The organism is Sphingomonas sp. GW821-FHT10C01 (assembly GCF_059415525.1).
The window spans coordinates 292,479-308,911 of record NZ_JBWKNK010000001.1; the positions used below are offsets into that span (position 1 = coordinate 292,479).

Consider the following 16,433-nt stretch of genomic DNA (forward strand, 5'->3'; position numbering starts at 1 on the left):
TCCTGCATTCTCAAAAGCGCCGCGCCGTCAGCCAGAATGGATTCCCGCCTGCGCGGGAATGACGTTGCGCTCCATCAACAGTTCCTCACTCGGCCGCCAGCAGCGACTCCGCTCCGCCCAGATCGACCGATACCAGCCGGCTCACGCCGCGCTCGACCATCGTCACGCCGAACAAGCGGTGCATCCGGCTCATCGTCGCGGCATTGTGGGTGACGATCAGATAGCGGGTCGCGGTCTGCTGCGTCATCGCGTCGAGCAGGTCGCAGAAGCGCTCGATATTGGCGTCATCCAGCGGCGCATCGACTTCGTCGAGTACGCAGATCGGCGCCGGGTTGGTCAGGAACAGGGCGAAGATCAGCGCCACCGCGGTCAGCGCCTGCTCGCCGCCCGACAGCAAGGTCAACGACTGGAGCTTCTTGCCCGGCGGCTGCGCCATGATCTCCAGCCCCGCCTCCAGCGGATCGTCCGAATCGACCAGCTCCAGATGCGCCTGTCCGCCGTTGAACAGCGTCGTGAACAGCCGTCGGAAATGCTGGTCGACCGCTTCGAACGCCGCGAGCAGCCGCTGGCGTCCTTCGCGGTTGAGCGTGCCGATGCTCCCGCGCAGGCGGTGCACCGCCTGAATCAGCTCGTCGCGCTCCTTGGCGCTCGCTTGCGCGCTGGCGGTCAGTTCGGCCAGTTCGGTCTCGGCCACCAGGTTGACCGGTCCGATGCGCTCGCGCTCGGCGATCAGCCGGTCGTGGGCGGAGGATTCGTCCTGCGGCCCACGCACCGTCTCCTCGGCGAACCCGGCACGCTCGGGCAGCAGCGGTGGCGGGCATTCGAAACGCTCGCCCGACAGCCGCCCCATCTCGACGCGACGCATCTCCTGATTCTCGTGCCGCGCCACCGCGCCGGCCCGGCCCTCGCGCGCCTGCGCCAGCGCCTCGCCCGCCGCGCGCACCGCGCCCTCGGTATCGCGCAGAGCGCCTTCCGCTTCGCGTTCGGCAAGCTGTGCCGCCGCGCTCTCGATCCGCGTTTCGTCATTGGCCTTCTCGGCGCGCAGAATCGCTTCGTCGAGTTGCCCAGGCTTGTCCTTGATCGTCTCGGCGGCCTCCGCCAGTTCGATGGCGCGCGCGTCCATCTCGGCAATTCGCTTCGCCGCCTCCCCGGCCCGCGCTTTCCAGCTCTTGCTTTCGGCCACCGATGCCGCCAGCCGTTCGCGCGCCGCCGCCATCTCGCGTTCCAGATTGCCGCGCTCCGCCCGCGCATTGGCCGCCGCGTTGCGCCGCGCCTCGGCCTCGGCGGTCAGCGCCGCCACCTTCGCGCGCGTCGCGCTCCCGTCGGGCAGCGCCGCGCGCGCCGTCTCGGCCCGCTTGAGCTCGCCATTCGCCTCTTCCAGCTCGGCCGCCGTCCGCGCGCGCCGCGCCTCAAGGTCGGCGCGCTGGCCATCGAGCCGTTCCAGCGCCGCCGCCGCGCGGTCCTCTGCCCTTGCCGCCTCGCGCGCCGCCGTCTCGCTATGGTCGAGCAGGCGCTTGCATTCCGCCGCCGCGCGCCGCGCCTCGGCGATGTCGCTATCGATCCGCGCCAGTTCGGCGTCGGCGGCATCGACCGCGCGGACCGCCGCGGGCCGCGCCTTCTCGATCGCGCGCAGCCGGTTGACGCGCTCGAGCCGCTCGGCCGCCGCCGCGCCGCCGCTCTTCGCGACATAGCCGTCCCAGCGCCGCAGCACGCCTCCCAGCGTTACCAGCCGCTGCCCGACTGCCAATGGCTGGCCGTCGTCGCTTTCCGCCACCAGCACCTGCGCCAGCCGCCGGGCGAGCAAAGCGGGCGCCTCGACGTGCCGAGCCAGCGGCGTGGTCCCCGATGCCGCGCCCGGATCGCCCTTTAGCGCCTCGGCCCCCGCCCAATGGCGTTCGTCGGCGGGATCGAGGCCCGCCTCCAGATCGTCGCCCAATGCCGCGGCGAGCGCGCGTTCATAGCCCGGATCGACCTTGAGCCGGTCGAGCAGCCGGTCCTTGCCGCTCGGCCGCGTCGCCTTGGTCAGCGCCGCCGCCTCGCTGTCGAGCTGTGCCAGTTCGGCATGCGCTTCGGCCCGCGCCGATTGCGCGCGCGTCCGCGCCTCGACCGCGCTGCGCTCGGTCGCGTCGGCACGGGCCAGCCCGGTGCGCGCGGTCTCCGCCTGACGCTCGGCCCTAGCCTTGTCGTCCGCCGCTTTGGTCCGCGCCTCCTTGAGCGGGGCGGGGTCGCCCAAGGCGCTCAACTCGGCGGCGACCCGGGAAACGTCGCGTTCCGCGCGTTCCACTCTTCCCCTCGCGGAGGTGAACGCGGCATCGGCGACGCGCGCTTCGGCCGTTTCACTTGCCTGAGCGGAAAGCGCCTGCGCCAAACCAACTTCGGCGTCGCGCGATTCTCCCTCCGCTCTCGCCAGCGCGGACTCGAGCGACGGCATCCGTCCCTCCGCGTCCGAAATGCGATTCTGCAGCGCCTTGGCCTCGTCCTCCAGCCGCGCCAGCGCATCGGCGGCGTCATGCGCCAGCGCCCCTTCGCGTCCCTTGTCGGCCTCCAGCCGGGCGGAGCTGTCGGCCAGCTCGGCGATCCGCCGCTCGACGCTCGCCCGCTCGCCGCGTAGCCCCGCCAGCGCGTGCATTGCCTCGCTCGCCCGGTCGCGCACCGCCAGCGCTGCGCCGCGCGCGCTGGCCAGCCGGTCGGCCACCTCGCGCTGCGCAGCCAGCGCATTCTCCTGCGCCTGGGTCCGCTCGGCGACCAGCGCTTCGGCCCCGGCCGCCTCCTTCTTCGCCGCGTCCGCCGCGCTCGCCGCCTCACGCCAGCGCGCGAAGATCATCCGCCCCTCCGCGGTGCGGATCTTGTCGGAGAGCTCGCGATAGCGTTCGGCCTGCCGCGCCTGGCGCTTCAGCGCCGTGGCACGTGCTTCCTGGTCGCCGATCACCTCGTCCAGCCGGGTGAGGTTCGCCTCGGTCGCGCGGAGTTTCTGCTCGGCATCCTTGCGCCGGACATGCAGGCCAGAGATGCCAGCAGCCTCCTCCAGCATCTGCCGTCGCTCGCCCGGCTTGGCCATGATGATCGCGCCGATGCGTCCCTGGCTCACCAGCGCGGGGGAGTGGGCGCCGGTCGCCGAATCGGCGAACAGCAGCGCCACGTCCTTGGCGCGCACATCGCGGCCGTTGATGCGATAGGCCGATCCCGCGCCGCGCTCGATCCGGCGGACGACCTCAAGCTCTCCGTCGTCGCCGGCCTGTTCGGCCAGGATCGAGACCTCGGCGAAATCGCGCTGTGGGCGGGTCGCGGTGCCCGCGAAGATCACATCCTCCATCCCGGCGCCGCGCATCGACTTGGCGCTGTTCTCGCCCATCGTCCAGCGCAGCGCTTCGAGCAAATTGGACTTGCCGCACCCGTTCGGCCCGACGATCCCCGTCAGCCCGGGTTCGATGCGCAGGTCGGCGGGATCGACGAAGCTCTTGAAGCCGGTCAGGCGAAGCCGCTTGATCTGCACCTTGGGTTTACGCTCCCCCCGCCCGGTCCATCGTCAGGCGCCCGCTTGTTTCAGCGCCGCCTCGACGCCGCGCCAGTCGCCCGCTTCAAGTCTGGTACCGTTGAGGAAGAAGGTCGGGGTTCCGCCCACGCCCTGATCCGTCGCGGCCTTCGCGTCGGCGGCGATCTTGTCGATGGCGGCGCGATCGGACAGGCATTGCTTCGCTTTCGCCTCGGGCACGCCGCGTTGCTGGACGAAGTCGAGATAGCCCATTTCGGTGGCGAGCCAGCCGGCGAGCGCGACGGGATCGCGCTGCAACTGACCATAGCGTTCCTGTGACAGCTTCGACTGTTTCTCGAGGAACGCGGGCTGGTTTTCGAACATCTGGTCGAGGATCGGGAAATAGGCTTCCTTGGCGACGCAATGGCCAAGCAGGATCGATGGGATGTCGACCGCGCCGTGCACCGGAAAGTCCCGGAACTCGTACGAAACCTTCCCGGTCTTCACGTAATTCTCGACCAGCGGCGTGTTGCCGTCGGCATAGAAACGCTGGCAGCCGGGGCAGAGCCGTGACCCATATTCGACCAGCTTCAGCTGGGCGTTGGGGTTCCCCATGCGATAGCCGTTTTCGGGGGTCTGGGCGACGGTCAGCGACCAGTCCTGGCCGGCCGCGGGTGCGACGCCCGCGACCGAACCGGCGGGTGCGGTGACATTGGCGGCGTCACCGCCGCCGCATGCCGACAGCGCCCCCGCCATCACCAGCATCATCGCAATCCGCATGGCCAACTCCCCCTTATCCGGCCCCGCCGGGCGTGTGCGTCAGGCCCCGGCGGCCTTCAACGCCGCTTCGACCTGCGGCCAGGTGCCGGTATTCTCCAGCACCTTGCCGTTGAGAATGAAGGTCGGCGTGCCCGGGATGTTATACTCCTTGGCTGCCGTCTCGTTGCTCTTCACCAGAGCGTCGACCGCGCCCTGGTCGGCCAGGCACTGCTTCGCCTGCGCCTCGGAAACGCCGCGCTGCTGGACAAAGGCGAGATAGCCGAACCGCTCCGCCGTCGCGGCGACGCGCTGCGCGGGCGGCATCGCTTCGACCTGCTTGTAGAAGGGGTCATCCTGCTTCGGCGCGTTCTGCAGGATGGTGTGCTGCTGCTCGTACATCTGGTCCATGATCGCGAAGAACGGGCCCGGGCCGGCGCACTGGCCGAGCAGCGCCGCGCCCAGATCGATCTGGTTGAGCAGGAAGTCGCGGAACTCGAAGCTGACCTTGCCTGCCGCGATATAGGCCTTGAGCGGCTCCATCCCGGTGGTCGCGAACGCCGCGCAATGGCCGCAGGTGCGCGATCCATATTCGATCAGCTTGATCGGCGCGTCGGGGTTGCCCATGCGGAAACCGCCCTCGGCGGTCTTCTCGACCTTGTCGACCCACTGGGTGCCCGCCGGCGCGCTGGCGCCAGCCACCGGCGCGGCGGGCGTGGTGGTGTTGCCGGTCTCGCCGCCGCCGCAGCCCGCCAGAGTGATCGCGGCAGCCAGGCCAATCGCAATACGCATGTGTCTTTCTCTCCGTTCGAAATCAGCGCGCGCCGGCGGCACGCAATTCGGGTTGAAGCGTCGCCCAGTCGCTACCGGTGACGGGCTTGCCGTTGACGGTGAAGCTGGGCGTGCCCTTGATCGTTTCCCACGCGGCCTTCGCCATCGCGGTCAGCTTGTCCATGTCGCCCGTCGCCGCGAAGCAGCGGTCGATCGTCGCGGTGGTCATGCCGCGCTTCTGCATCAGCGCCGACAGCCCCGATCCGTTCGCGGCGGCCTTGATCCGGGCGAGTTCGGGCTGCGACTGGAGTGAGGCGGCGTTGGCCTGCCACCAGGTTCGACCTTGTTCGAACCACGTCTCCTGCTCGGCAAAGATCGCCTGGGTGGCGGCGCCGAATCCCTTGGGGCCGGTGCAGCGCGCCAGCAGCGCGGCGGCCATGTCGAGCGGGTCGCGCACGGCGTGACGGAACTCGATGCGCACCTGGCCCCGACGGATCAGGTCGTCATAGAGCGGCACCTTCGATTCCGCGATGAAATGCGCGCAGTGCGAGCAGGTATAGCTCAGATATTCGACCAGTTTGACCTTGGCGGCCGGGTTGCCGGTCAGGGTCGCGCCTGAGGTTGTCTGCACGACATGCGTGCGCCAGTCCGTGGACTTAGGAGCAGCCTTGGGCGCCGGCTTCGCCTGTTGCGCGGATGCGCCGACGGTCAGCAAGGGCGTGGCGATCACGGCAAGGGTCACATGCAGCAGGCGCATCAATCGATCTTTCCAAGCTTAAGAACAGGCATGGCCACCCCGGCGGCGAGTCCTTCGAGCACCGCGCGCAATTCCGGATCGGCGATGCCGCGCAGGCTCTCGCCCATTTCGACGGGAAGCGGGGCGGGTTCGGGCTTCGGCGCGGGTGCCGGGGGACGGACGACCTCGCCCTGTCGGATCGCGACGCGGGCGACGGCGGGATAGCCGAAGAAGCGGTTGACCCGTTCCATGATCTCGGGCGCGATGTGCATCATCATCGGTGCATGCGCGCCCTGAACGACTAGGTTGAGCACGCCGTTCGAACGCTCGCCGCGCGGAAAGCGGATCGATTCGGGGGCGGAGACACCGGCGTAGCGTTCGCCGACGATCTCGCTCCAGCGGCGCACCACAGCGCTCTGGACAAAACCGAACTTGCGGAAGGCGACACGGCCGACATCGGGCACCAGATCCGCCACCTGGCGGATGCGGTTGCTGCGCTTGGGTTCGTCGGTGGTGGCGCGCGACTTACTCATCGGGCCAGTCCATGCCATAGCCGGGGCGTGCCCGCCAATCCTTCTCGCGACATCGATGAACAGGCCCCTCGGCACGTCGCCGGGCCGCTGCTGCGCTGGTATGATGGCAATGCCCGCGTGTTGCCGTGGCGCGCGCCGCCGGGCAGCCCGGCGCCTGACCCCTATCGGGTGTGGCTGTCGGAAGTGATGCTCCAGCAGACCCAGGTCGCGACGGTCATCCCCTATTTCGAGAAATTCACCGCGCGCTGGCCCGATTTTGCGAGCCTGGCGGCGGTCGAGGACGCCGATCTGATGAGCGCCTGGGCCGGGCTCGGCTATTATGCCCGTGCCCGTAACCTGCTTGCCGCGGCGCGCGCCGTTGCCCGGGAACATGGGGGACGCCTTCCGACATCCGAAGCCGAACTGCGCATGCTTCCCGGCTTCGGGGCCTATACCGCCGCCGCAGTCGCGGCGATCGCTTTCGGCCAGCGCGCGGTGGTGGTCGACGGCAATGTCGAGCGTGTGGTCGCGCGGCTGTTCGCGGTGGGGGATCCGTTGCCGGGCGCGAAGCCGCGCATCCGCGACCTCACCGATTCGATCACGCCGGACGCGCGGGCCGGGGATTTCGCGCAGGCGATGATGGATCTGGGCGCGACGATCTGCACGCCGCGCTCGCCCAAATGCCTGCTCTGCCCGCTTTCCGGTCCGTGCGATGCGCGGGCGATGGGCACGCCCGAGGCTTTCCCGGTCAAGACGAAGAAGCAGGCGCGACCGGTGCGCCATGCCACTTTTTTCTGGATCGAGCGGGACGGGCAGGTGCTGCTCGTCCGCCGCCCGGACAAGGGGTTGCTCGGCGGGATGCGCGCGCTTCCCACCGGCCCCTGGGTCGACACGCCGCCCGCCCTCATCGGTGCACCGCTCGCTGCCGACTGGATTCTGCGCAACGCCACGGTGCGGCACGTCTTCACCCATTTCGAACTGGTCGCCGCGCTTGCGACTGCAACGATCGGCAGCCACATAGGCGTCGCTGACGGCGAATGGTGGCCGATCGCCGATCTCGACTCGGCGGGGTTGCCGACCCTGTTCACCAAGGCGGTGAAAGCGATCGGGAGGAGCGAATGAAGCGTTTCTGGCTGGCCGGCGGCGCTGCCGCGCTTGCGATCACGGCGGTTACGGGGGCCTTCGCACAGGCTGTCACCTCGGCGCCGGTGGCGGACGCCGTCGGGCCGGAAGCGGCGCTCGCGCTTGCCCGTGCCTATGTCGTCGACCGGAAGGCGCCGGGCATCGCCATTGCCTATGCCAAGGGCGACCACCCGCCGTTTCTGGCTGCGGCCGGATCGATCGCGGACGATGCGGGCGCGGCGAAGGCAAGCGCCGATTCGCTGTGGCGCGTCTATTCGATGACCAAGCCGATCACCGGCATTGCCGCGATGATGCTGGTCGAGGACGGCAAGCTCAGGCTCGACCAGCCGGTCAGCGACTTCATCCCCGGCTTCAAGTCGATGAAGGTACTGACCGATCCCGCGAACAGCCTCGCCAGCCGTCCCGCGGCGCGACCGGTCACGGTCCGGCATCTGCTCACCCACACCGCGGGCCTTGGCTACACGATCGTCACCAAGGGGCCGTTGCTCAAGGAATATGAGCGGCTCGGCATCACGCCGGGCGCGATCAGCGCCGCGGTCGAGGTCGAGGCACGCAAGACCCGCCCGACTTCGCTCAAGGAATTCGCCGATCGCGTCGCGACCCTGCCGCTGATCGCCGATCCGGGGACCAAGTGGAGCTATTCGATCGGCCTCGACGTGCTCGCGCGTGTCGTCGAGGTCGCGGGTGGAATGCCGTTCGAACGCTTCGTGCAGACGCGGCTGTTCGACCCACTCGCGATGAAATCGAGCTATTGGAGCGTGCCGCAAAGCGAGATCGGCCGATTCGCGACTAACTATCTGTGGGCGGGCGACAATCGCATCCCGCTCGATCCGGCCAAGGGTTCGGCCTATGCCGCGCCGCCGTCCTTTCCCTATGGCGGCGCGGGGCTGGTGATGTCGGTGCGCGATTACGACCGCTTTCTCCACATGCTGGTGAACCAGGGCACGCTCGACGGCGCCCGCGTGATGAAGCCCGAAACGGTGCGCCTCGCCATGTCGAACCTTCTGCCGGCGGGTGTGGTGTTCGAACGCGCGCCCGGCGGCAGCGGCGGCGATACCGCGCCGAAAATGGGCTTCGGCGCCGGTGGCTCGGTCTATCTCGAAGGCGTGCCGGGCGGGCCGGGCAAGGGCACTTATGGCTGGGGCGGTGCGGCGGGCACGATCGCCTGGGTCGATCCGGCGAACAAGGTGCGGGCGACCGTGATGGTCAATTACTTCCCCAGCGACAAATGGCCGTTGCGCGCGGATGCGGTCAAAGCGGTCTATTCGGACGTCGCACGCTGATGCGCGCAGATGTGGGATTTACCGGTGCGCTACTCGATCGCGCCGACCGCGAACGCAATGATCCTCAGGCGCTGGCGGCGGCGCTTGCCGACTGGCGCGCGCGGCTGCTCAAGCTCGACGGGCTTGAGCCGGAGATCGACGGCGAGGGGCGGTTGGTCTGGACCAGCCTCGCCGATCTGCCCGAGGGGGCCGAGCCGCTGTTCCTCGGCTATATCGGCGGCAAGCCGCATTTCGTGCCGCTGGCGATGGGGGAGCGGCACGGCGTGACACGCTCGCCGGCGCTGTTCCGGATGCTGGGGCTGATGCCCGCCGATCAGGCCGGTCTCTATGCCTGCGCGCGCAGTTTGGTCGACTGGCACCAGCGCAACGGCTTCTGCCCCGCTTGTCGTGGCGCTACCGAAATCTTCCGTGCCGGCTGGGCCCGGCGCTGCCCTTCCTGTGCCGCCGAGCATTTCCCACGCACCGATCCGGTGGTGATCATGCTCGCCGAGCATCACGGCCGCGCGCTGCTCGGCCGTCAGGCGGCGTGGCCCGCAGGCCGCTATTCGGCGCTCGCCGGGTTCGTCGAGGTCGGCGAATCGATCGAGGAGGCCGTGGCGCGCGAGACGCTGGAGGAGGCCGGCGTCGCTGTGCGCGATGTTCGCTACGTTGCCAGCCAGCCCTGGCCCTTCCCCTCGTCGCTGATGATCGCCTGCATCGCGCAGGCGCAGGGCGATTCGCTCACCCTCGACACGGACGAGCTTGAGGACGCGATTTGGGTGACGCGCGATGAAGTGCGCGCGGCGCTCGACGGGCGGCCCGACGCGCGATTCGGCGCGCCGCCGCCCTATGCGATCGCTCACACGCTGCTGCGTGCGTGGCTGGGCGACTAGCCCGCCTGAATCAGCTCGATCGTCTCGCTCTCGCCGACGCCGAAATAAGGGATGCTCGCCGCGTAGAGCGCGAGGCCCGCGAGAATCAGGAAGGTGAGGATGATGCCGATCGCACGGCCCGGCTTCCATCCGTCCATGCCGAAGGGGTGAAGGATTCGCGCGACGACGAACAGGGCCGCGACGCCCCAGAGCCAGTCGACGGTTCCCACCGCCAGCTCTATCAGCGCGATCAGGATCAGCACGATCGGCGCATATTCGGCGAAATTGAGCTGCGCGCGCATCCGTGCGGTGAGCCGTTCACTGCCGCCATCGCCGATCGAGATCTTCTCAGCCCGTCGCACCATTCCAACCCGCATGGCAAGCCAGAGGTTGAGGATTGCACATGCAGCAGTCGTGGCCAGCGCTACGGGCAGAATGATTGCGTCCATCGGTTCCAGCTTCCCCCTATCTAATCGTCACTCGCTGCCACGCCGCGCGCTGCCTTGCAACTTGGACGGAAATCGGTATAGGCGCTCGCTCGCTTTGCGACAGGCCTGACCGGCGGTCCGGCGAGTGCCGGAACCTCGGCGCTTGCCCGAACGCCGTGCCGGGCGTATCGCGATCCAGTTTTTGACGACACGAATTCAAGAAGGTTGCCGAAATGGCCGTCCCCAAGAGAAAAGTTTCGCCGAGCCGCCGTGGTATGCGCCGGTCGCATGACGCGCTGAAGGTCGAAGCGTTCCAGGAATGCTCGAACTGCGGTGAACTCAAGCGTCCGCACGTGCTTTGCGGCGCCTGCGGCCATTACAACGGCCGCGAGATCGTCTCGGTCGAGGGCTGAACTCGAAGAACGGGGGCCGTCAGCCATGACCTCAAGCGCGCGGATCGCTGTCGATGCGATGGGCGGCGACGAGGGGCTGGCGGTTATGCTCGCCGGAGTCGCGCGCGCGCGGCACCGGTTCGAGGGAATGCGCTTCCTGTTGGTAGGCGACGAGGCCGCGATTCGCGAGGGCCTGAAGTCGCACCCCAACCTCACCGCCGCGTCAGAGATCGTCCACGCGCCTGAAATCGTCACCGCTGACGAGAAGCCGAGCCAGGCGATTCGTCGGGCCAAGGTGACGTCGATGGGTGTCGCGATCGATCTGGTGAAGCGGGGCGAGGCCGCCGCCGCCGTGTCGTCGGGCAATACCGGCGCCCTGATGGCGATGTCGAAGCTTGCGTTGCGCACAATGCCGGGGATCGACCGGCCCGCGCTTGCCGCGCGGATGCCGACCTTGGGCGCCAACGACGTGGTGATGCTGGACCTGGGTGCCAATACCGAGGTCGATAGCCGCAATCTCGTCCAGTTCGCGGTGATGGGTGCCGCCTATGCGCGCACTGTGCTGGACCTCAAGGCGCCGCGCGTCGCGCTGCTCAATATCGGCACCGAGGAACTCAAGGGCACTGACATCATTCGTGATGCAGCGCAGCAGCTTCGGGCCGCGACTCACCTGCCGTTGAGCTTCACCGGCTTCATCGAGGGCAATGCCCTGTCGCGCGGCAATGTCGATGTCATCGTCTGCGACGGCTTTGCCGGCAATATCGCGCTCAAGACCGTCGAAGGCACCGCGCGCTTCGTCGCCGACTTGCTCCGCCGCGCCTTTTCGAGCTCGATCCGTTCCAAGATCGGCTTCCTGATCTCGCGCCCGGCTACCGAGCTACTGCGCCACCATCTCGATCCCAACAACCATAATGGTGCGGTGTTCCTGGGCCTCAACGGCATCGTCGTGAAGAGCCATGGCAGCGCCAACGAACTGGGCGTGGACACTGCGATCGGGGTTGCGGCGAAGATGGTGCGTGACGATCTCACACGACGGATCGCTGAGGATCTGGGTAATTTCGAGGCCCAAGCTGCATGAGTGAGTTGGTGCGTCGCGCCGTGATTACCGGAACCGGATCGGCCCTGCCGCCGCGCCGGGTGTCGAATGCCGAATTGGCGGAGCAGGTGGATACGAGCGACGAGTGGATCGTCGAGCGGACCGGAATCCGGTTCCGCCATATCGCCGCCGAAGGCGAGACCACGTCGACGCTTGCGACCGATGCCGCCAAGGCTGCGCTGGCCGCCGCCGGCGTCGATGCGACGGCGATCGACCTGATCGTGCTGGCCACCGCGACGCCCGACCAGACCTTTCCCGCCAGTGCCACCAAGGTGCAGGCGGCACTCGGCATCAATGATTGCGTCGCGTTCGATGTCGCTGCGGTCTGTTCGGGCTTCCTTTATGCGCTGCAGGTCGCGGAAAGCATGATCCGCGCGGGCAGTGCTCACAAGGCGCTGGTGATCGGTGCCGAGACGTTCAGCCGTATCCTCGACTGGGAAGACCGGGCGACCTGCGTGCTGTTCGGTGATGGCGCGGGCGCGATCGTGCTTGAGGCGCAGGAAACCGAGGCTGCGAGCGGACGCGGCGTCCTTGCCACCAAGCTGCATGCCGATGGACGGCACAATCAACTGCTCTATGTCGACGGCGGCCCGTCGACCACCGGCACCGTCGGCAAGTTGCGCATGAAGGGCAAGGAAGTATTTCGTCACGCGGTGACGAACCTTGCCAGCGTGATGGGCGAAAGCTTGGCCGCGGCGGGGCTCGATCCAACGGATGTCGATTGGGTGGTGCCGCATCAGGCCAATGCCCGGATCCTTGACGCGACCGCCAAGAAGCTGGGCCTGGCGCCTGAAAAGGTGATCGTCACGGTCGATCAGCATGCCAACACCTCGGCGGCTTCGGTGCCGCTCGCGCTCGACGCGGCAGTGCGCGACGGGCGGATCAAGCGGGGCGATCTGCTGGTTCTGGAAGCGATGGGCGGCGGTTTTACTTGGGGCGCGTCGGTCGTCCGGTTCTGACACAGCGCTTCAGGCGGCGGCGTCACGACGGTTGCGCCATGATATCCGTGTGTTAGAGTGACGTTGCCGGAGTTGGAGAGTTTTCGATGGCCACCGCTGCGACGCTGACGAGAGCCGATCTTGCCGACGCACTGCATCGCGAAGTCGGACTGTCGCGTGCCGACGCTTCGCGGCTGGTCGAACAGATCCTGCGCCATATGTGCGAAGCGCTCGCCGAGGGCGAGAATGTGAAGATTTCCGGCTTTGGCAGCTTCATCCTGCGCGACAAGGGCGAGCGCGTTGGTCGCAACCCCAAGACCGGTGTCGAAGTGCCGATTGCGCCCCGTCGGGTACTGACGTTCCGCGCCAGCCAGATGCTGCGCGACCGGATCGTAAACGGGGGATGAAATGAGCATCAGTCCGGAGAAGGGCGCGATGGACAAAAAGCCAGGCGCCTTCCGGACGATCGGCGAGCTTGCACAGGAAATCGGGCGTCCCCAGCATATATTAAGGTACTGGGAGACGCGCTTTACGCAGCTCCGCCCACTCCAGCGCGCCGGCGGGCGCCGCTATTACCGCCCCGAAGATGTCGCGCTGGTCCGCCGCATCGATACGCTGCTCGGCAAGGAAGGCTATACGATCCGCGGCGTCCAGCAACTGCTCGCGGGTGAACGGGCGTCCGGGCGAAAGCCTTTAGCCGGGACACTGACTGACGTGCGCGATGCGCTGGCGGGGGCGTTGAAGGACGACGAATCCTAGCGGTCAGTCGCTATCGGGTCCAAGCGCGGGATCGAGGTCGCGGGGGCGGATGAAGCGGAGCAGCGTTCCGCTGTCGGCGCTGATCGCGGACCAGTCGGCGACATCGAAGCGTATCTCCGCCAGTGCGGCAGTCGGAAACTTTTCCTCGACCGAATCGCGTAGCGTGTTCCCGGTACGGTCCGGGGTTAGCATCAGGATGAGATCCTCCAGGCCCGGGTTGTGACCGATCAGCAGGGCGGTCTGTGCTGGTGCGGGCAGTTCATGGACAATATCGAGTAAGCTCCCAGCCGAGGCGAGGTAGAGCCGCCGGTCCCAAGCGGGCGCAAGGTCGCAGCCATAGCCGGCTTCTATCTGTTCGACGGTCTCGACAATGCGGACTGCGGGTGAGGCGACGACATGATCAAACGTCAGCCCTTCGCCGCGCAGATACCGGCCCATCGCCAGCCCCGCGCGTTGCCCCTTGCCGTTGAGCGGTCGGTCGAAATCGCGCGCGACGGGATCGTCCCAGCTCGATTTTGCGTGGCGCAGCAACGTCAACGTCTTCATCAGGCCTCCCGGGGGACGATCGCGGGCGCCTTCTGCCCCAGCGGCGCGACAGATGAAAGCCGTTCGACGCGCTGCACGGCCTCGTCGAGCGTGATCCGCGAGATCGGGGTGCCCGACGGAAAGGCGCCGAGCAGCCGCGAGGGCATCGCCGCGGACAGCAGCACGAAGGCACCCGCGTCGTCAGCACGCCGGATCAGTCGTCCGAACGCCTGCGCCAGCCGCGCGCGGACGATACGATCGTCATAGGCGCTTCCGCCCCCCGCCAGCCGTCGCGCGCCGTGCAACACGCTCGGCTTGGGCCAGGGCACGCCCTCCATTACCACCAGCCGTAGCGAATGGCCGGGCACATCGACCCCGTCGCGCAGCGCGTCGGTGCCGATCAGTGAGGCGCGGGGATCGTCGCGGAAGATGTCGACCAGGGTCCCGGTGTCGATCGGGTCGACATGCTGCGCATAGAGCGGGAGTCCCTCCCGCGCGAGCCGGTCGGCGATACGGGCATGGACCGCGCGCAGCCGCCGGATCGCGGTGAACAGGCCCAATGTGCCGCCCTGCGCCGCGACGATCAGCCGGCCATAGGCGCCCGCGAGCGCGGCGGTGTCACCCCGTTTGATGTCGGTGACGATCAGCACTTCGGAACGATTGGCATAATCGAAGGGCGATGGGGCCTCGAACCGCACCGCCGGGTGCAGCAAATGCTGCGCCCCACTGCGCGCTTCCGCCACCTCCCAATCCCCGCCCGCCCGCAAGGTGGCGGAGGTGATGAGCGCGCCGTGTGCGGGCTTGAGCACCGTTTCCGCAAAGGGCTTGGACGGATCGAGCCAGCGGCGATGCAGTCCGATATCGATCTCACGGCCTTCGATCCGCTCGACCGCGAGCCAATCGACGAAATCCTCGGTGGCGGGGCCGCCGATGCGGGCGATCAGCGCAAGCCAGGCGGCGACCGTTTCGGCACGCCAGCCGAGCGAGGCGATCGCGCCCTCGATCCGCGCGCGCGCCTGCCCGTCCATCCAGTCGGGGGCCTCGTCGAGCACGGCTTCGAGACGCCGGCCGAGTGCCATCATGGGGCGCAGCAGTCGTTCGAGCGCAGCGGCGGCGGGGCCGACGGCGTCGATCAACGTCGCATCCGGCTCGGCCAGTTCGGTCTCGATGCCATAGCCGGCCTCGCCCGCGCCATTGGCGTCGCGTGCATAGGTGAGGCCGCGCACCGCCGCGAGAAGCTGTTCGATCGCGCCGAAGGGCTGGCCCTCCACGAGCCGCTGGAGCCAGCCGTCCGACGGGAGCGCGCGCGCGGCATCGACCGCCTCGGCGATCGCCTGCGCGCCGGCATCGTCATAGCTCGCCACGTCGGATAGGCGCGCGGCTAGGCCGCGACGGCGGCCGCGCGAACCCGATTCGGGACCGGTAACCCAGCGGCGCAGCTCGATCGTCTCCTGACCCGACAGAGCCACGCCGAACATGGCGTCGGCGGCATCGAACAGGTGGTGGCCTTCATCGAAGACATAGCGGGTGGGTCGGGTCGCGGTCTCGCGCCCGCGCGCGGCATTGACCATCACGAGCGCGTGGTTGGCGATGACGATATCGGCGTCCGCGCTGGCTCGCGCCGCACGCTCGATGAAGCATTTCCGGTAGTGCGGGCAGCCAGCATAGACGCACTCGCCGCGCCGGTCGGTCAAGGCGGTCGATCCGTTGCGCCGGAATAGGGCGGGCAGCCAGCCGGGCAGGTCGCCGCCGATCATGTCGCCATCGGCGCTATAGGCCGCCCAGCGCGCCACCAGCTGGGCAAGGATCGCCGCGCGGCCCGCGAACCCGCCCTGGAGTGCGTCCTCGAGGTTGAGCAGGCAGAGGTAGTTCTCGCGCCCCTTGCGTGTGACGATGCGACGCTTGCGGACCTCGGGATCGGCGAACAGCCGCTCGCCCTCATGACCGAGCTGGCGCTGCAAGGCTTTGGTGAAGGTCGAGACCCAGACAGGACCCTCCGCCTTGGCCGCCCAGAGCGAGGCGGGAGCGAGATAGCCCAGGGTCTTGCCGATGCCCGTGCCCGCCTCTGCCAGCACCAAATTGGGCGAATCACGCATGGTGCGCGGGGTAAAGGCGCTTGCCGCCGCCTCTGCGTACAGGCGCTGGCCCTCGCGTTCCTCGGCGCCGTTGCCGGTGAGTTCGGCCAAGCGTCCGCGCACCTCGTCCGGCTCGAGCGAGATGGTGCGCGGCGGCGTGCGCGGCGGTTGCTCGGTCCATTCGGGCAGGCGCGAGAACAGCCATCGTTCGGGTTTTTCGGGACGGCCAAGCCGCGACGCGAGCGCGGGTGCCCAGCTCCAGCGCAGGCGCGCGAGCGACTGGGCGGCGTGCCACGCGCCCTCGCGCTCGGGCCAGTCGCTGTCGGTGATGGCGAGCATCGCGCGGGTCGCATCGCGCAGGAACGCGGCGACCGTCGAGTCATCGCCGGGTTCGGGCAGATCGAGCGTACGCGCGACGCCGCGCGGAGTCGGGACCATGAAACGTGCGGGGCAGAGAAAGGCGAAGAGTTCGAGCAGGTCGAGCCCCGACAACTCGGCATAGCCGAGCCGCTGCGCGGCCAGCGGCGCGTTGAGCAGGATGACCGGCGTGTCGGCGGCAATGCGTGTGGCTTCCCCCCGCCCGACGCTGCGTGTGCCTTCGTCGGTCGCGATCCAGATGCCGCTATGACTGGCGTAAAGTGCCGGATAGGGCAGCGGGTTCATCGCTGCCCGTCCGGGGGTATGGCGGCGCCGGTC

The 16,433-nt window shown here is 68.4% G+C and carries 16 protein-coding genes; 8 read left to right on the forward strand and 8 right to left on the reverse strand.

Annotation, left to right across the window (positions count from 1 at the left end):
• Window positions 1–85 precede the first annotated feature (85 nt).
• Genes smc through AC07M1_RS01520 form a run of 5 tightly spaced genes read right to left on the reverse strand, consistent with a single transcriptional unit; the run spans window position 86 to window position 6,268 of the window.
• Window positions 86–3,493: a chromosome segregation protein SMC gene (gene smc / locus AC07M1_RS01500; RefSeq protein WP_495160801.1), complete on the reverse strand. Its 3,408-nt coding sequence runs from the start codon at window positions 3,491–3,493 to the stop codon at window positions 86–88.
• Between the two features lie 33 nt (window positions 3,494–3,526).
• Window positions 3,527–4,252, reverse strand: coding sequence for a DsbA family protein (locus AC07M1_RS01505; RefSeq protein WP_495160802.1), 726 nt, complete (start codon window positions 4,250–4,252; stop codon window positions 3,527–3,529).
• Window positions 4,253–4,291: 39 nt separating this feature from the next.
• The gene (locus AC07M1_RS01510) at window positions 4,292–5,020 is read right to left on the reverse strand and encodes a thioredoxin domain-containing protein (RefSeq protein WP_495160803.1); all 729 of its coding nucleotides are present in this window, start codon (window positions 5,018–5,020) and stop codon (window positions 4,292–4,294) included.
• Between the two features lie 22 nt (window positions 5,021–5,042).
• Complete coding sequence (locus AC07M1_RS01515; RefSeq protein ID WP_495160804.1) at window positions 5,043–5,756, reverse strand: DsbA family protein; 714 nt, start codon at window positions 5,754–5,756, stop codon at window positions 5,043–5,045.
• Window positions 5,756–6,268 (reverse strand): DUF721 domain-containing protein, encoded by a 513-nt coding sequence (locus AC07M1_RS01520; RefSeq protein WP_495160805.1) that lies wholly within the window; start codon window positions 6,266–6,268, stop codon window positions 5,756–5,758. The genes AC07M1_RS01515 and AC07M1_RS01520 overlap by 1 nt, the downstream gene beginning before the upstream one ends.
• A gap of 27 nt (window positions 6,269–6,295) precedes the next feature.
• On the opposite strand from AC07M1_RS01520, the gene mutY reads away from it, so the two are divergent.
• The 3 genes from mutY to nudC are packed head-to-tail and all read left to right on the forward strand — an operon-like array spanning window position 6,296 to window position 9,545.
• Entirely contained in the window at window positions 6,296–7,369 is a 1,074-nt protein-coding gene (gene mutY / locus AC07M1_RS01525; RefSeq protein ID WP_495160806.1) for an A/G-specific adenine glycosylase, read from the forward strand.
• Window positions 7,366–8,673, forward strand: a complete 1,308-nt coding sequence (locus tag AC07M1_RS01530; protein WP_495160807.1) for a serine hydrolase domain-containing protein — start codon at window positions 7,366–7,368, stop codon at window positions 8,671–8,673. The genes mutY and AC07M1_RS01530 overlap by 4 nt, the downstream gene beginning before the upstream one ends.
• On the forward strand, window positions 8,673–9,545 hold the full coding sequence (gene nudC / locus AC07M1_RS01535; RefSeq protein ID WP_495160808.1) for an NAD(+) diphosphatase: 873 nt from the start codon (window positions 8,673–8,675) through the stop codon (window positions 9,543–9,545). Before AC07M1_RS01530 ends, nudC begins: the two co-directional genes overlap by 1 nt.
• Here nudC and AC07M1_RS01540 read toward each other — a convergent pair.
• A complete protein-coding gene (locus tag AC07M1_RS01540; protein ID WP_495160809.1) occupies window positions 9,542–9,973 on the reverse strand; it encodes an MAPEG family protein in 432 nt (143 codons plus the stop codon). The genes nudC and AC07M1_RS01540 overlap by 4 nt on opposite strands.
• A 212-nt stretch (window positions 9,974–10,185) precedes the next feature.
• Between AC07M1_RS01540 and rpmF the strand changes: the two genes are divergently transcribed.
• The 5 genes from rpmF (at window position 10,186) to AC07M1_RS01565 (ending at window position 13,137) form a co-directional block, all read left to right on the forward strand.
• Window positions 10,186–10,365 (forward strand): 50S ribosomal protein L32, encoded by a 180-nt coding sequence (rpmF, locus tag AC07M1_RS01545; RefSeq protein WP_447727913.1) that lies wholly within the window; start codon window positions 10,186–10,188, stop codon window positions 10,363–10,365.
• A gap of 25 nt (window positions 10,366–10,390) precedes the next feature.
• The gene (gene plsX / locus AC07M1_RS01550) at window positions 10,391–11,422 is read left to right on the forward strand and encodes a phosphate acyltransferase PlsX (RefSeq protein ID WP_495160810.1); all 1,032 of its coding nucleotides are present in this window, start codon (window positions 10,391–10,393) and stop codon (window positions 11,420–11,422) included.
• Window positions 11,419–12,399, forward strand: a complete 981-nt coding sequence (locus AC07M1_RS01555) for a beta-ketoacyl-ACP synthase III (RefSeq protein ID WP_495160811.1) — start codon at window positions 11,419–11,421, stop codon at window positions 12,397–12,399. The genes plsX and AC07M1_RS01555 overlap by 4 nt, the downstream gene beginning before the upstream one ends.
• Window positions 12,400–12,485: 86 nt before the next feature.
• Window positions 12,486–12,785, forward strand: a complete 300-nt coding sequence (locus AC07M1_RS01560) for an integration host factor subunit alpha (RefSeq protein ID WP_495160812.1) — start codon at window positions 12,486–12,488, stop codon at window positions 12,783–12,785.
• A 1-nt stretch (window position 12,786) separates the two neighbouring features.
• On the forward strand, window positions 12,787–13,137 hold the full coding sequence (locus AC07M1_RS01565; RefSeq protein ID WP_495160813.1) for a MerR family transcriptional regulator: 351 nt from the start codon (window positions 12,787–12,789) through the stop codon (window positions 13,135–13,137).
• A 3-nt stretch (window positions 13,138–13,140) separates the two neighbouring features.
• On the opposite strand, the gene AC07M1_RS01570 is transcribed toward AC07M1_RS01565, so the two are convergent.
• Complete coding sequence (locus tag AC07M1_RS01570) at window positions 13,141–13,683, reverse strand: SixA phosphatase family protein (protein ID WP_495160814.1); 543 nt, start codon at window positions 13,681–13,683, stop codon at window positions 13,141–13,143.
• Window positions 13,683–16,400, reverse strand: coding sequence for an ATP-dependent DNA helicase (locus tag AC07M1_RS01575; RefSeq protein WP_495160815.1), 2,718 nt, complete (start codon window positions 16,398–16,400; stop codon window positions 13,683–13,685). Before AC07M1_RS01575 ends, AC07M1_RS01570 begins: the two co-directional genes overlap by 1 nt.
• Between the last annotated feature and the right edge of the window lie 33 nt (window positions 16,401–16,433).

Excerpts from the sequence above, each read along its gene's own strand:
- AC07M1_RS01505 (WP_495160802.1), bottom strand. The coding sequence starts at position 4,252 with ATGCGGATTGCGATGATGCTGGTGATGGCGGGGGCGCTGTCGGCATGC.
- AC07M1_RS01510 (WP_495160803.1), bottom strand. The coding sequence starts at position 5,020 with ATGCGTATTGCGATTGGCCTGGCTGCCGCGATCACTCTGGCGGGCTGC.
- AC07M1_RS01515 (WP_495160804.1), bottom strand. The coding sequence starts at position 5,756 with ATGCGCCTGCTGCATGTGACCCTTGCCGTGATCGCCACGCCCTTGCTG.
- AC07M1_RS01520 (WP_495160805.1), bottom strand. The coding sequence starts at position 6,268 with ATGAGTAAGTCGCGCGCCACCACCGACGAACCCAAGCGCAGCAACCGC.
- AC07M1_RS01530 (WP_495160807.1), top strand. The coding sequence starts at position 7,366 with ATGAAGCGTTTCTGGCTGGCCGGCGGCGCTGCCGCGCTTGCGATCACG.
- nudC (WP_495160808.1), top strand. The coding sequence starts at position 8,673 with ATGCGCGCAGATGTGGGATTTACCGGTGCGCTACTCGATCGCGCCGAC.
- AC07M1_RS01540 (WP_495160809.1), bottom strand. The coding sequence starts at position 9,973 with ATGGACGCAATCATTCTGCCCGTAGCGCTGGCCACGACTGCTGCATGT.
- rpmF (WP_447727913.1), top strand. The coding sequence starts at position 10,186 with ATGGCCGTCCCCAAGAGAAAAGTTTCGCCGAGCCGCCGTGGTATGCGC.
- plsX (WP_495160810.1), top strand. The coding sequence starts at position 10,391 with ATGACCTCAAGCGCGCGGATCGCTGTCGATGCGATGGGCGGCGACGAG.
- AC07M1_RS01555 (WP_495160811.1), top strand. The coding sequence starts at position 11,419 with ATGAGTGAGTTGGTGCGTCGCGCCGTGATTACCGGAACCGGATCGGCC.
- AC07M1_RS01560 (WP_495160812.1), top strand. The coding sequence starts at position 12,486 with ATGGCCACCGCTGCGACGCTGACGAGAGCCGATCTTGCCGACGCACTG.
- AC07M1_RS01565 (WP_495160813.1), top strand. The coding sequence starts at position 12,787 with ATGAGCATCAGTCCGGAGAAGGGCGCGATGGACAAAAAGCCAGGCGCC.
- AC07M1_RS01570 (WP_495160814.1), bottom strand. The coding sequence starts at position 13,683 with ATGAAGACGTTGACGTTGCTGCGCCACGCAAAATCGAGCTGGGACGAT.
- AC07M1_RS01575 (WP_495160815.1), bottom strand. The coding sequence starts at position 16,400 with ATGAACCCGCTGCCCTATCCGGCACTTTACGCCAGTCATAGCGGCATC.